The organism is Salinigranum halophilum, assembly GCF_007004735.1.
In the GTDB taxonomy this organism is placed as follows: Archaea; Halobacteriota; Halobacteria; order Halobacteriales; family Haloferacaceae; genus Salinigranum; species Salinigranum halophilum.
Genome location: NZ_ML660182.1, coordinates 729,559 through 743,131, shown reverse-complemented (window position 1 = coordinate 743,131; position 13,573 = coordinate 729,559). Strand labels below are relative to the sequence as shown.

Genomic DNA, 13,573 nt, shown 5'->3' with positions numbered 1-13,573 from the left:
CGTCGACTCCCTTCGTCACCCCGCAGACGCGAATCTTTTTGCGCGCCCGACCCGCCCTCGGCGTATGGTCTCTGAGATTTTCGACGGCGACCGGTGGGAGCCAGTCGACGCGGCCGAGGAGTTCACCGACGTCACCTACCACCGGGCCGCCGACGTGCCCGCGGTCCGCATCGCCTTCGACCGCCCGGCGGTCCGAAACGCCTTCAGGCCCCGGACGGTCGACGAACTGTACGTCGCGCTCGACCACGCCCGGCAGGACCCGGCGGTCGGCTGCGTGCTCCTCACCGGCAACGGCCCCTCGGAGAAAGACGGCGGTTGGGCCTTCTCGTCCGGGGGCGACCAGGCGATTCGGGGGGCGTCGGGGTACGAGTACGAGGACGACGACGCCCAGGGCGACGCGGACGACGGGGCTCCGAAGGTCGGTCGACTCCACATCCTCGAGGTACAGCGACTCATCCGGTTCATGCCCAAACCCGTCATCGCCGTGGTCCCGGGGTGGGCTGTCGGCGGCGGTCACTCGCTGCACGTGGTCTGTGACCTCACGCTCGCCTCGCGCGAGCACGCCGTGTTCAAGCAGACCGACGCCGACGTCGCCTCCTTCGACGGCGGATTCGGCTCGGCGTACCTCGCTCATCAGGTCGGGCAGAAGAAGGCCCGCGAGATATTCTTCCTCGGGCGCGACTACGATGCCGCCGAAGCCCACGAGATGGGGATGGTGAACGAAGTCGTGGACCACGACGAACTGGAGGAGACGGCGCTGGCGTGGGCCGACGAGATTACGAAGAAGTCGCCGACGGCGATTCGGATGCTCAAGTACGCGTTCAACCTCGACACCGACGGGATGGTCGGCCAACAGGTGTTCGCGGGCGAGGCCACGCGGTTGGCGTACATGACCGACGAGGCCCAGGAGGGCAGAGATGCCTTCCTGGAGAAGCGCGAGCCTGAATTTCGAAAGTTCCCCTGGCACTACTAGACGACCGTTTTTGTGCCTCGGATTCGCGCTCTGCGCGAACCGCTCGTTGAAAAAAGCTCGGTCAAAAAAGAGCCGCGAGGCGAGTATACGCGAGCCTCGCGGTCGGCCACTGGAGAGTCGCAGGGCGACTGCCGAGCGTACGGTGGCGCGACAGTCGCGGCACCGGCCGCGACGACACGTGAGGGACGAGCGCGTGAGTGATGCGAACGAGCGAATCGGCTGGGGAGGTCTGTGGTCTCACCGCTCTGGTGTCTGAGACTCAGCACGACGCACTCACGGACGAATCTGTCTCTTCTCGAACGTGCTCACCAGGTGTCAGAAAATCTTTTTCCAGATAGAACCCGCGTGAGAAACGAGCAATTCGGCTCGAAATCGTGTGAGCATTTGGAAATGATCCAGCTGCTGACGAGGGCTCCCTGTCGAATAGAGAGGACGAGACAATGTCACCACCATGCAGGAGGACCCACGCCCCCCGTGACCACTGCCGACAACACGTCTCGGACCGTTTCGCTCGCGCCTTCCCGGACACCTTCGGCCGAGTACACCTCTGTCCGGGCTCTGCCCCGAACGAAGGAATCACAGAGGTCGCACGACGTCGTGCACAGGGGGAAGGCGACCCCGAACCCCTGCACGAAACGCACCATTTAGGCTCCTCGCGTCCTGAATCTGAGCCAATGAGCGCGACTTCGACAGACGTCTCCCGGACGAAGGCGTGGGTGATGGCCGCCCGCCCGCAGACACTGCCCGCGGCCATCGCCCCCGTCGTCGTCGGGACGGGGCTGGCGGTCCACGACGGCGTCTTCGCCGCACTGCCCGCCCTCTTCGCCCTCCTCGGTGCGGCGCTCATCCAGGTCGGGACCAACTTCGCGAACGACTACTACGACGCCGTCCAGGGCGCGGACACCGAGGCGCGAGAGGGGTTCACGCGGGTGACGGCCTCGGGACTCATCTCCGCGCCGGAGGTGAAGCGCGCGATGTACCTCACCTTCCTCGTCGCCGTCGTCGTCGGCACCTACCTCGTCTCCGTCGGCGGGGTGCCCATCCTCGTCGTGGGACTCCTCTCGGTCCTCTCGGGCATCGCCTACACCGGCGGCCCCTACCCGCTGGGCTACCACGGCCTCGGTGACGTGTTCGTCTTCGTCTTCTTCGGCCTCGTCGCCGTCGTCGGAACGTACTACGTGCAGGCCGCGGCCGTGCTCGCGGGGGCGTTCCCGCTGTGGCTTCCGCCCGATACGGTCACCACGGCAGCCGTCGTCGCCTCGCTTCCCATCGCCGCCATCTCGACGAACATCCTCGTCGTGAACAACCTGCGAGACCGACGAGAAGACGCCCGCACGGGGAAACGAACGCTCGTCGTCCGGTTCGGTGCCCGGTTCGGACGGGCCGAGTACGTCGCGCTGTTCGCACTCGCGTACGCCGTCCCACTCTACCTGTTCACCACCCCCGCGTTCGGGCTGCCGGTACTGCTGCCGCTACTGTCGCTCCCGCTCGCCGCGCTCGTCACCCGGACGGTGCTCACCGAGGAGTCCGGCGCTGCGTTGAACCCCGCGCTCGAACAGAACGGCAAGACGCTCGCACTGTACGCCGCGCTCGCGGCGGTCGGGTTCGCGCTCTGACGATGTCCGTCGACGTCACTCGGTTCGCCCTCCCGCTCGAGCGGCCACTGTCGACGGCGCGTGGCGACATCAGCGTTCGAAGGGGCTTCGTCGTTCGCGGGACCGTCGGCGACGTTCAGGGGGTCGGCGAGGCCACGCCCCTGCCGGGCTGGACCGAGTCGTACGACGACTGCCGCCGCGCGCTCGAACTCGTCGACGACCTCGGCGCGGCGCTCTCGGCGAACGTTCTCGACGACGCGCCGGCGGCCCGCCACGCCGTCTCGCTCGCGCTGTTCGACGCGCGCGCGCGAGGTGAGGGTGTGTCGCTCGCACGCTTTCTCGTTGGCGATGGGGGGGACGTCGCCGAGACGGTCGCGGTCAACGCGACCGTCGGAGACGAGGGGCCGACCGAGACGGCCGACGCCGTCACGACCGCCGTGGCGTCGGGCTACGACTGCGTGAAGCTGAAGGTCGGAGTCGGCCTCGTCGAGCGGGACGTCGAGCGCGTCGTCGCCGCACGGGAGGCCGCCGCCGAGGTGGCCCTGCGCGTCGACGCCAACGGGGCGTGGACGACAGACGAGGCGACGCGGTTCGTCGAGCGTGTCGCCGAGCGTGGGGTCGACCTCGAGTACGTCGAACAGCCGCTCGACGCCGCAGACGTCGCGGGCCACGCGTCGTTCCGTGAGCGATGTCCGTTCCGCGTCGCCGTCGACGAGACGCTCGCCACCAGCACCGTCGACGAGATACTCGCCCGAGCGGCGGCGGACGTACTCGTGCTGAAGCCGATGGCGCTCGGCGGGGTCGACCAAGCCCTCGCGGTCGCCGAGCAGGCGCGCGAGGCGGGCCTCGGCAGCGTCGTGACCACGACCATCGACGCCGTCGTCGCCCGGACGGGCGCGCTCCACGTCGCCGCCGCGCTCGGCGACCCGCCGGCGTGCGGTCTCGCGACTGGCGACTTCCTCTCCCGCGACCTCGCGGCCGACCCCGCGCCGGTCGTCGACGGCGGGATGACGGTCCCCGCGGGTCCTGGCCTGGCCGGCGAGGCGTTCTCTGGTCTCGACGCCGACGGCTGAGGTCAGTCCTCGACGACGTCAACGACGCCCTTCATCCCGACCGCCTGGTGAGGGAGGCAGTAGTACCGCACGGCACCCGGCTCGTCGAACGTCCGCTCGTAGGTGGTCCCCTGCGCGGAGGCGAGTTCGGACTCGAACGCCCCGTCCGCCTCGACGACGTTGTGCTGCCCGCCGCGGCCGGTCCACTCCCAGACGACGGTGGTTCCGGGCGACACCTCGACGGCGACCGGGTCGAAGAGCAGCCCGTTCCCCGCGCCGACGGTGACCGTCACCGAGCCCTGGCCGGTTCGGTCGACGGCCGAGCCGTCGTAGTTGGGAGCGTCCGCGAGCCAGTCGGCGTAGTCGGCCGAGCCGCCGCTCCCGTCGTCATCGCTGCTCGCCTCGCGCTCGCCGTCGCTCCCGCCGCCGCTCTCGTCGCCGCCGGAGGAACAGCCAGCGACACCCACTACACACGCCAGTGCGCCGACACGGAGAGCCCGTCGGCGAGTCACCGACGTCGTTCGTTCGGACATACCCGTCGCTCGGGGCTCCGTCGTCTTATCGGGACTGTTTCTCTGTCGTGCGGTCGCTCAGTCGACGGACGCCGTCGCCCGGTCGCAGATGGCGCGCCGGTGGAACAGGTACAGGCCACCGACGGGCGGGAAGAACAGCGCGACGGCCGCGTACGCCCACTTGAGCGGGCCGACCTCGATGCCGTCGACGCCGAGTGCGCGCGTGTCCTGCAGCAGCGCCGCGGCCGCGAGTGGCGCGAGGACGAGCGTGTAGAGGCTCTTCGCCGTCGCCCACAGGAACGTCCCCTCCGAGAGGAGTCGCCAGTCGACGAGCGCGAGGGCGACCCACACGGCCGCACAGCCCGCGAGAATCGCGAGCCACGGCCCGGCCTCGTCGCGCTCGGGTTCGTCGTCCGGGTGGCGGACCGGTTCGGGGTCGAACACGCACGGGAGTTGGACCGGACGGGTTTGAACCGTTCGCCGTGCGGGCCACCGCACTCAACACGTTCATCACGCCCGGGGACGACGCGACTGTATCACGATGACACACGAGACACGGGTCACCGTCTGGAACGAGTACCGACACGAACGTGACGCCGACGCGGTGCGCGCGGTGTACCCCGACGGCATCCACACCGCCATCGCCGACGGCCTCGCCGAGCGCGGGTTCGAGACGCGAACGGCGACACTCGACGAACCCGACCACGGCCTCACTCCCGACGTCCTCGAATCGACCGACGTCCTCACGTGGTGGGGACACCGCGCGCACGACGAGGTGCGCGACGACGTCGTCGAACGCGTCTGCGAGCGAGTCCGAGACGGGATGGGCCTGCTCGTCCTCCACTCGGGTCACTACTCGAAGCCGTTCAAACGGCTGATGGGGACCTCCTGCGCGTTGAAGTGGCGCGAAGCAGGCGAGCGCGAGCGGCTCTGGACCATCGAACCGGGCCACCCCATCGCCGCCGGCCTCGACGAGTCGTTCGTCGTCCCTCGCGCGGAGATGTACGGCGAGCGGTTCGACGTGCCCGCGCCCGACGAACTCGTCTTCACCTCCTGGTTCGAAGGCGGCGAGGTGTTCCGAAGCGGCTGCTGTTACACCCGCGGGAGCGGGCGCGTCTTCTACTTCCGTCCCGGCCACGAGACGTATCCCATCTACTACCAAGACGAGATCCGTCGGGTGTTAGCCAACGCGGTCGCCTGGGCCGCCCCGACCGACGGGCCGACGCCACGGTTCGAGCAGTCGGAACCCGCCGAGGACGTCACGCTCGACTGAGTGCGTCGCACGGGCTGGCGGCGACGGGTATCTCCCCGTCACCGCGTGGCAGGCCCCTCACCGTGCGGGAGAACGCTGCGTTCGAGTGCCGCGTGCGGGCCGACCGTCGAGTCGAGTCGCGTGTCGCGGTTGCGAGGTCGGTCGCCGCCGGAGTCACAGCACCGATTCGGGCGCGTCGCCGGCGAGCGTCGCGTGGACCATCTCGGTGAACCGGTCGGCGTCGACGGATTCGACGACCGTCGCGTTCGGCTCCTCGTCCAGCACGCCGTTTACGTCGACGAGGCTGTACCCACGCGTCAGCCCCTCGCGCTCGTCCACGTCGACGTGGTAGCGCGCCTCGCGGTCGACGAGCTCGGGGGCGAGTAGACAGGCTGCCGCCAGCGAGTCGGGGAGAGTGACGCCGTCGGTGCCGTTCTGTTCTCTCGAGAACGTCCGGTGACGCTCGGTGATGGTCTCGAAGAACTCGCTCGTCGGCGTGTCGAGCGCGGCGACCCGCTCGAAGTCGGCGGGACCGAAGAAGCCGTCTCTGAGGGTGAGTCCCCAGTCGACGAGCGTCACGTCGAGGTCGCGGACGACCCGCTTGGCCGCGTCGGGGTCGACCCAGAAGTTGTACTCGGCGGCGGGCGTGTCGTTGCCGAGTGTGCCGACAGCCCCGCCCATGACGACGACCTCGTCGAGGAGGTCGGGCAGGTCGGGTTCGCGCGCGAGGGCGAGCGCGACGTTCGTGAGCGGACCGATACAGAGGAGCGAAATCTCCCCCGGCGCGGCGCGGGCGCGCTTGACGATGGCGTCGACCGCGTGGCCATCGGCGGAGTCGATGCCCGTGTCGGGGAAGAGGTCGCCGCCGAGGCCGCCCTCGCCGTGGACCTGGTCGGCGTGCTCCCACGCTTTGAGGAGCGGCGAGCGAGCTCCCTCGTAGACGGGGACGTCCGACCGACCGAGGAGGTCGAGCGTGTACTTGGCGTTCTCGACCTCGTACTCGAACTCCACGTTGCCCGCGACGACGGTCACGGCGTCGACCGTCACCCGCTCCGACAGGAGCGACAGCACGAGCGCCTGCGTGTCGTCGCCCGCGGTGTCCGTGTCGACGATTACTCGTCGGGTCATACGCCCTCTCACGAGTGAGTGGTGAAAGCGCCTGCGAAGCGTTCCGGAGCCGACCGGTCGAAATTCACGGCGCTGACACGTCTGGCGTGGTATCCCAACTGGCTTTTATTCGAGGTACCTGAGACCTGCCATGCACGAGGTGGTGAGTCTCGGGAGCGTCAACGTCGACCACGTCGGCTACCTCTCCGACGACGCGGTCGCGACGCTCGAACGACAGTACGACTGGCTGCCGGCACCGGGGGAGACGACGGCCGTCGAGTCCGTCCCGAACGAATTCGTCGACCGGCTGACCGAGGTGTCTCTGGGTGGAAAGGGCGCGAATCAGGCTGTCGCGGCCGCACACGCGGGTGCCGGCACGGCGTTCCTCGGCTGCGTCGGCGACGACGAGTCCGAGTACGGGGTCTGCAGCGGCGTCGGTGGACACGGCGTCGACGTCTCCGACGTCGCCCGCGTCGACGGCCCGACGGGGTCGGCGTACATCGTCGTCGACGAGGCCGCGGAGAACCGCATCACCATCCTCGCCGGCGCGAACGACGCCGTCGATCGCCAGTACGTCGAACCCCGACTCGACACGGTTCGCGATGCGTCGGCCCTCCTCCTCCAGAACGAGATTCCGTGTGAGACGGCCGTCTGGCTCCTCGACCGACTCGCAGCCGACCCCGACGCGCCGACCGTCGTCGTCGACCCCGCACCTGCGGCGGGGGCCGAACCACTCGTCGGTCACGACGCGGTCGACGTCGTCGTCCCGAACGCGACCGAGTTCCACCACCTCGAAGCCGAACTCGCGGACTTCGAGGGGACGCTCGTCGTCACGCACGGCTCCGACCTCGTCAGCGTCGCCGGCCCCGAGTCGTTCGAGGTTGCCCCGCCCGCGGTCGACCCCGTCGACACCACCGGTGCGGGCGACGTCTTCACGGGCTACCTCGCGGCGACTCTGGCGACAGGCGAGGCCTTCCGGACCGCGGTCGAACGCGCGGTGACAGCCGCGGCGCTGTCCACCGAGTCAGAAGGCGTCCAGCCGGCTGTTCCCGACGCCGAGACGGTCGACGCGCGCCTGTGAGAGGCGGTGCGCCTAAGCCTGTCGGCTCCCAGGGATTCGTATGGCAGAAGCAACTGCGGGACAGAAACGGCTGATGATCGGTCTGTTCGCCTTCGCCATCGTCATGACGCTCCTCGGCATCGCGGTCATCTGGTTCCTCTCGGGCCTGTGAGACGACCCGTCGCGAGTCGGCTCTGACCCGGGTCGTGACAGTCGCTACGAGTCGTCGGGTGTGAACGTCCGGCCCTCCTCGGCGTCCGCACGCATCCGTCGGAGCGCCGCGGCCGCGTTGCTCGCGTCGTAGCCGAACAGCACGTCCTTCGCGTAGGCTTCGGCGACCTCCATCGCGTGGATGAGGTCGTCGAGGTCGACGTTCACGGCGTACAGTTCGATGGAGAGGTCGACCGGGAGGTCCGCGAGGCGCGTCTCGAACCCCTTTGCGATGGTCTCCAGCCAGTAGGTCGTCCCGTAGTGGGTGTCGTAGAGGGGGACGACGAACTCGTCGACGTGCTCGGCCAGCGCGTCGAGGTCGAGGCCGGCGCGCTCGTACAGATGTCCCGGGTAGGGGTCGGGGTAGAGCGTCAGGTAGGTTCGCCCCGGAATCCGCGACGCGGCCTCGGCGACGAAGTCGGTGATGACCGCGGCGCGCCAGTCGAACCAGTCGTCGCGGTCGCTGTCTCGCGGGCCCGGCCCGCTCGACCGTTCGGCGTCGCGTCGCTCCGTCCACTCGGCGAAGAGTCGCTCACACCGCTCGCAGTGACAGAACTCCGCGCGGGGGAAGCCGACGTCGTCGAGTCGGACGTCGTCGTTCTCGGCGACGCAGTCGTCGACGATCTCGAGCAACCCCTCTCGGTAGCGCTCGTTCGTCGGGCAGACGTACGCCCAGTCGAAGTAGGTCATGTCCCGTGTTGCGAGGTTGCCCTCGTCGTCGACGGGGACGAGGTCCGGGTTCTCGTCGGCGGCGGCGTTGTCGCCGAAACAAGAGACCATGTTCACCGCGTTCGGGAGCGGCGCGGCCGCTCGGCCCGTGACGTCCTTGACCTCGTAGAAGCCGCGGTCGAAATCGCTCCACTCGACCTCCTCCGCGTTCCGCGTGACGACGCCGTACATGGGTCGAAGAAGGGGCCGCGGCGGGTAACGGTTTTCGTTCGCGCTGTGCGACTGGAGGTGGCGTCACTCCTCGGACACTTCGACGGCCTCACCGCCCGAGGAGACCATCAGGTAGACGGCTGCGACGAGTGCCACCACGAGGACCAGCTTTGCTTTTCCGGACATGTATGTACGTTGATGCAGGGGTTACAAAGTGGTTTCGGCGATGGCAGCGGCGGGCGTGGCGTTCGTTCAGCCGTGACTGTCGTCGACGCGGACCACCGCGAGCCGTGGACGGTGACAGACCGCACCGTTCAGGAGCCGTCGATGTGCTCGGCGAACGACTCGTGGATGAACGTCCCGCAGTATTCACACCGGAGCCCGTCGGAGACGACGGTGAACTTCGAGGCGACGGGTTCGTTCCCGTTCGTGATGCAGTTGTGGTTCGGACACGAGAGGACGCCGACGACCCGCTCGGGGCGCTCGACGCGGTTCTTCTCGACCACCTCGTAGTCGCGGACGATGTTGATGGTCGCCTCGGGCGCGATGAGTGAGAGGACGTCGACCTCCGAGGGGCTGAGTTCGCGGTCTTCGACCTTCACGATGTCCTTGCGGCCGAGCCGCCCCGATGGAACGTTCATGCCCACGGAGACCGACTCACCGCTGGTGCCGTCGATACCGAGGATGGTGAGCACGTTCAGCGCCTGTCCGGCGGCGACGTGGTCGATGACGGTGCCGTTGCGGATCTTCGAGACGCGGAGTTCGTGTTCGCTCATCGGTCGCGACCTCCCTGGCTGAGGAGCGTGTCGAGCAGCGCCATCCGGACGGGGACGCCGTTGTGTGCCTGTTCGAAGTACTGTGCGTGTGGGGTCTCGTCGACGGCGGGGTCGATCTCGTCGACTCTCGGCAGGGGGTGCATCACCGTCAGCGACTCCTTCGCCTCCGCCAAGATGTCGGGGTCGATCTGGTACTCGCCAGCGACTTCACGGTATTCGCGCTCGTCGGGGAACCGCTCGCGCTGGATACGGGTGACGTAGAGAACGTCGAGTTCGGGGAGGATGCCGGCGAGTTCCTCGTGCTCGCGGACCTGTGCCCCGGCCTCGTGGAGGTCGTATCGGACGCTCCGGGGGAGGCGCAGGGACTCGGGCGAGACGAAGTGCTGGCGCACGTCGAAGTTCGTCAGTGCCATCGAGAGCGAGTGGACCGTCCGCCCGTACTTGAGGTCACCCATGATACCGACGGTGATGTCGTCGAGGCCGGCGTTCTCGCGGATGGTGTAGAGGTCCAGAAGCGTCTGCGACGGGTGCTGGCCCGCGCCGTCGCCCGCGTTGACGAGTGGGACGTCGACGAACTCCGACGCCATCTTCGCCGAGCCCTCCGAGGGGTGCCGGAGGACGATGGCGTCGGCGTAGCCCTCGATGACGCGGGCGGTGTCTGCGAGCGTCTCGCCCTTCTTGACCGACGAGGACTCGACGGAACCCATGTCGATGGTCTCCCCGCCGAGCCGCTTCATGGCCGTGTCGAAGCTCATCTTCGTCCGCGTGCTCGGCTCGAAGAAACAGAGTGCGAGCACCGTTCCGGCGTGGCGTTCGCGGACGGCCGCCGGGTCGGCATCGATCTCGGCGGCGCGGTCCAACACCGCCTCGATGTCGTCCCGGGACAACTGCGCGGCGGAGATGAGGTGGTCGTGGCGCATCAGTGTATCCCGAACGGGGCAGATGCTTGAATCCCTCGGAGGGCGTCGACAGCGTGGCACGAGCTGGCGGCCACTTCTAATCTCTACTTTAATAAAATCAAAATAAGTATTCACAGAATAGCGTCAGAATCCTCCAAAGTGAGTTGTAGTAGAATTCAGATTACAGTATATCGATATCAATATCGAAATTTTGGGCGGCTAGCTTTTATCTGACCTTCCGGATATCCAGATAATGGCACGCGAACAGTCACGAACAGACGCCGAGTCAGACCGTCATAGCCGGCGGTTGAATCGTCGGACGTTCCTGAAAGCGGCCGGAACGACGGCGGTTCTCGGCTCGTTCGCCGGATGTACGACCGAATCTTCGACGTCGACACTTCCCGACCCGAGCGCGGGTTCGGTGAGTTTCGGGTACGGGGGGTCGCAGCTAACCCGTCAGCAGCTCCCCGTCCCCGGTGTCCTCCTCGGGTCGGTGGCAGCAGCGACCCAAGTGCAAGAGGAGTCGGAGCCGAACGACACCGAGGCCAACGCCGACGTCGTCAGCCTCGGAACGACCGTCTGGGGGACGCTCACCCGTCGAGACGACGACTGGTACGCGGTCGAACTCGACGAGGGAGATGCACTCCGGCTGACGCTGGAGGCGTCTTCGAACAAGGGGAACTCCCGGTTCGAACTGTACGACACCGACGGGAACCGGATCGGTTCGGCGAAGATCAGGAACGGCCAGTCGGTGAACATCGAACTCGACCCCGTTCCGACGACGGGGCCGTACTACGTGCGCGTCTACAGTAACAAAGACATCGGGTGGTACGAGCTGACCGTGCAGGGAGCCGATGCGGCAACTCCCACACCGACCCCGGAACCGACGGCGACGCCCACGCCGACAGCGACACCAACTCCGGAACCGACGGCGACGCCCACACCAACGCCAACGCCGACAGCGACACCGACCCCGGAACCGACGGCGACGCCCACACCCACGCCCGAGCCGACTGAACAGCGCCCCTACTACGGGACCGTGCGTTCCATCCCCGGTCGAATCGAGGCGGAGAACTTCGACGAGGGCGGTGAGGGCGTCGCTTACAGCGACACGACCGTCGACAACCTCGGCGGTGAGTACCGTGCCGAAGCCGTCGACATCGAACAGTCCAAGGACGACGACGAGGGATACAGCATCGGGTGGGTCCGCGACGGTGAGTGGCTCGAATACACGGTCGACGTCAGCCCCGGTACGTACGACGTCCGGTTCCGTATCGCCACGCCAGAGGACGCCCGCCGGGTCGGAGTGACACTCGCTGGCGAGACGCTCGGGTCACTGGACGTCCCGAACACCGGCGACTGGTACAACTGGACGACGATCACGCTGTCCGGCGTCGAAATCGCCGCCGAAGGGGAACAGGTCCTCCGGATAGAGACCACGGGTGGCAGTTTCAATCTCAACTGGGTCGAGTTCTCGGCCACGACGACGCCAACCCCGACACCGACGGCGACACCCACCCCCACACCGACCCCAGAACCGACGGCGACGCCCACCCCCACACCGACCCCAGAACCGACGGCGACACCCACCCCCACACCGACCCCAGAACCGACGGCGACACCCACCCCCACACCGACGGCGACGCCCACAGCCACTCCGACTCCCACCCCGACCCCATCGGCAGACGACGAGTACGGCGACCAGAACTACGGTGAGTTCGGGTACGGCGGGACGCCGGACTGAGTCCGACCGACGACGTCGACCGCATCACCGCTTCGACGGGTGCGTCGGTGAGTGCGACACCAGCCAGAGGGGGTCGGCGTCAGTACCGACCCCCGGCGGACAACAGGGCAGAGACGGGACGGCGGTTCGGAGGGGCGCGGCCGGTTGGTCTCGTCGAGTTACGGCCAACTTCCGGCACCGCCGAACGCGTCGGCGACCCGCTGGATCGCGACCACGTAGGCGGCCGTCCGGAAGTTCGGAAGCTCCTTCTCCTCGAAGGCGTCGACGAGGCGGTCGAAGGCGTCGACGATGACCCGTTCGAGTTCGTCGTTGACGCGCGCTTCGGTCCAGGCGAACCGCTGTCGGTTCTGGACCCACTCGAAGTAGCTCACGGTGACGCCGCCGGCGTTTGCGAGGATGTCCGGGACCACCATCACGTCCTTGCTGGCCAAGATGTCGTCCGCCTCGGGCGTGATCGGGCCGTTCGCGGCCTCGACGACGACGTCGGCCTCGAGGTGTGAGGCGATCTCGGCGTCGATGGCGTTCTCGAGCGCCGCGGGGACGAGGAGGTCGACGTCCATCGTGAGCAGTTCCTCGTTCGAGAGCTCCTCCTCCGCGTCCGCGTAGCCGGTGACAGCACCCGTCTCACGCTTGAACTCCTTGACCGCGCGGGCGTCCAACCCCTCCGGATGGAACACGGCACCCGAGGAGTCCGAGACGGCGACGACGCTCGCGCCCTGGTCTTCGAGGAGTTTCGCGGCGACGGAGCCAGCGTTCCCGTACCCCTGGACCGCGACGGTCGCACCCGAGAGGTCCCTATCGAGGTAGGCGAACGCCTCGCGCGCGGCGAGCATCACCGACCGGCCGGTCGCCTCGACACGACCCTCGCTCCCGCCGTTGTCGAGCGACTTGCCCGTGATGACACCCGGTGCCGTGGTGTTCTCGAGCTTCTCGTAGGTGTCTTTGATCCAGTTCATCTCCCGCTGTCCGGTGTTGACGTCGGGTGCAGGGATGTCTCGGTCCGGTCCGATGAACGGGCGAAGCTCCTTGGCGAACGCCCTCGTCACCCGTTCCAGTTCGGACTCGGAGTACTCGCGGGGGTCGATGACAATCCCGCCCTTGCCGCCTCCGTAAGGGATGTCGACGACGGCGCACTTGTACACCATCCACCCCGAGAGCGCCTTCACCTCGTCGCGGGAGACGTTCGGGTGATAGCGGATGCCGCCTTTGTACGGGCCGCGGTCGCCGTTGAACTGCGAGCGGAAGGCCTGGAAACCTTCGAGGCGTCCGTCGTCCATCTCGACGGTGAGTGTGACCTCGAGGACGCGCTCGGGCGATTTGAGCCGTGTCACCACATCTCCGGGCACGTCAAGGAAGGCCGCGGCGTCGTCAATCTGTTCCTGCAGACTCTCGAACGGGTTCGCCTCGTCCGACATAGTGGAACGACCACCGGGCGCGAGAATAAGTGTGACGGAGTATATACCATACAGTAACCCTAGAGGGGATTCAAGTGTACGGCCGCGCGCTCCTGTCTG

General features: G+C 67.7%; 13 protein-coding genes. 6 read left to right on the top strand and 7 right to left on the bottom strand.

Annotated elements, in window-relative coordinates; all coding sequences use genetic code 11:
- Positions 1-64 precede the first annotated feature (64 nt).
- From E6N53_RS03885 to menC, 3 genes are all read left to right on the top strand, one after another.
- Complete coding sequence (locus E6N53_RS03885) at positions 65-973, top strand: 1,4-dihydroxy-2-naphthoyl-CoA synthase (protein WP_142857016.1); 909 nt, start codon at positions 65-67, stop codon at positions 971-973.
- Positions 974-1,647: 674 nt separating this feature from the next.
- Positions 1,648-2,589: a 1,4-dihydroxy-2-naphthoate polyprenyltransferase gene (locus tag E6N53_RS03880; RefSeq protein ID WP_142857013.1), complete on the top strand. Its 942-nt coding sequence runs from the start codon at positions 1,648-1,650 to the stop codon at positions 2,587-2,589.
- Between the two features lie 2 nt (positions 2,590-2,591).
- Positions 2,592-3,641, top strand: a complete 1,050-nt coding sequence (gene menC / locus E6N53_RS03875) for an o-succinylbenzoate synthase (protein WP_142857010.1) — start codon at positions 2,592-2,594, stop codon at positions 3,639-3,641.
- A 2-nt stretch (positions 3,642-3,643) separates the two neighbouring features.
- On the opposite strand, the gene E6N53_RS03870 is transcribed toward menC, so the two are convergent.
- Positions 3,644-4,153, bottom strand: a complete 510-nt coding sequence (locus E6N53_RS03870; RefSeq protein WP_142857008.1) for a halocyanin domain-containing protein — start codon at positions 4,151-4,153, stop codon at positions 3,644-3,646.
- A gap of 57 nt (positions 4,154-4,210) precedes the next feature.
- Positions 4,211-4,576: a hypothetical protein gene (locus E6N53_RS03865; protein WP_142857006.1), complete on the bottom strand. Its 366-nt coding sequence runs from the start codon at positions 4,574-4,576 to the stop codon at positions 4,211-4,213.
- A gap of 97 nt (positions 4,577-4,673) precedes the next feature.
- Here E6N53_RS03865 and E6N53_RS03860 point away from each other — a divergent pair, with 97 nt between their 5' ends.
- Positions 4,674-5,405, top strand: coding sequence for a ThuA domain-containing protein (locus tag E6N53_RS03860; protein WP_142857004.1), 732 nt, complete (start codon positions 4,674-4,676; stop codon positions 5,403-5,405).
- A 153-nt stretch (positions 5,406-5,558) separates the two neighbouring features.
- On the opposite strand, the gene E6N53_RS03855 is transcribed toward E6N53_RS03860, so the two are convergent.
- Positions 5,559-6,512: a nucleoside hydrolase gene (locus E6N53_RS03855; RefSeq protein WP_142857002.1), complete on the bottom strand. Its 954-nt coding sequence runs from the start codon at positions 6,510-6,512 to the stop codon at positions 5,559-5,561.
- 130 nt (positions 6,513-6,642) lie between these two features.
- Here E6N53_RS03855 and E6N53_RS03850 point away from each other — a divergent pair, with 130 nt between their 5' ends.
- Positions 6,643-7,572 carry a PfkB family carbohydrate kinase gene (locus E6N53_RS03850; RefSeq protein WP_142857000.1) on the top strand — a complete coding sequence of 310 codons (930 nt, stop codon included), beginning with the start codon at positions 6,643-6,645 and terminating at the stop codon, positions 7,570-7,572.
- Between the two features lie 195 nt (positions 7,573-7,767).
- Here E6N53_RS03850 and E6N53_RS03845 read toward each other — a convergent pair whose 3' ends face one another.
- From E6N53_RS03845 to pyrB, 3 genes are all read right to left on the bottom strand, one after another.
- On the bottom strand, positions 7,768-8,661 hold the full coding sequence (locus E6N53_RS03845) for an alpha-amylase family protein (RefSeq protein WP_142856998.1): 894 nt from the start codon (positions 8,659-8,661) through the stop codon (positions 7,768-7,770).
- Positions 8,662-8,954: 293 nt separating this feature from the next.
- Positions 8,955-9,416: an aspartate carbamoyltransferase regulatory subunit gene (gene pyrI / locus E6N53_RS03840; protein ID WP_142856996.1), complete on the bottom strand. Its 462-nt coding sequence runs from the start codon at positions 9,414-9,416 to the stop codon at positions 8,955-8,957.
- Positions 9,413-10,336 carry an aspartate carbamoyltransferase gene (gene pyrB, locus E6N53_RS03835; RefSeq protein ID WP_142856994.1) on the bottom strand — a complete coding sequence of 308 codons (924 nt, stop codon included), beginning with the start codon at positions 10,334-10,336 and terminating at the stop codon, positions 9,413-9,415. The genes pyrI and pyrB overlap by 4 nt, the downstream gene beginning before the upstream one ends.
- A gap of 232 nt (positions 10,337-10,568) precedes the next feature.
- Here pyrB and E6N53_RS20925 point away from each other — a divergent pair, with 232 nt between their 5' ends.
- On the top strand, positions 10,569-12,059 hold the full coding sequence (locus E6N53_RS20925; protein ID WP_201741063.1) for a carbohydrate-binding protein: 1,491 nt from the start codon (positions 10,569-10,571) through the stop codon (positions 12,057-12,059).
- 158 nt (positions 12,060-12,217) lie between these two features.
- Here E6N53_RS20925 and E6N53_RS03810 read toward each other — a convergent pair whose 3' ends face one another.
- The gene (locus tag E6N53_RS03810) at positions 12,218-13,474 is read right to left on the bottom strand and encodes a Glu/Leu/Phe/Val family dehydrogenase (RefSeq protein ID WP_142856992.1); all 1,257 of its coding nucleotides are present in this window, start codon (positions 13,472-13,474) and stop codon (positions 12,218-12,220) included.
- Positions 13,475-13,573: the final 99 nt, after the last annotated feature.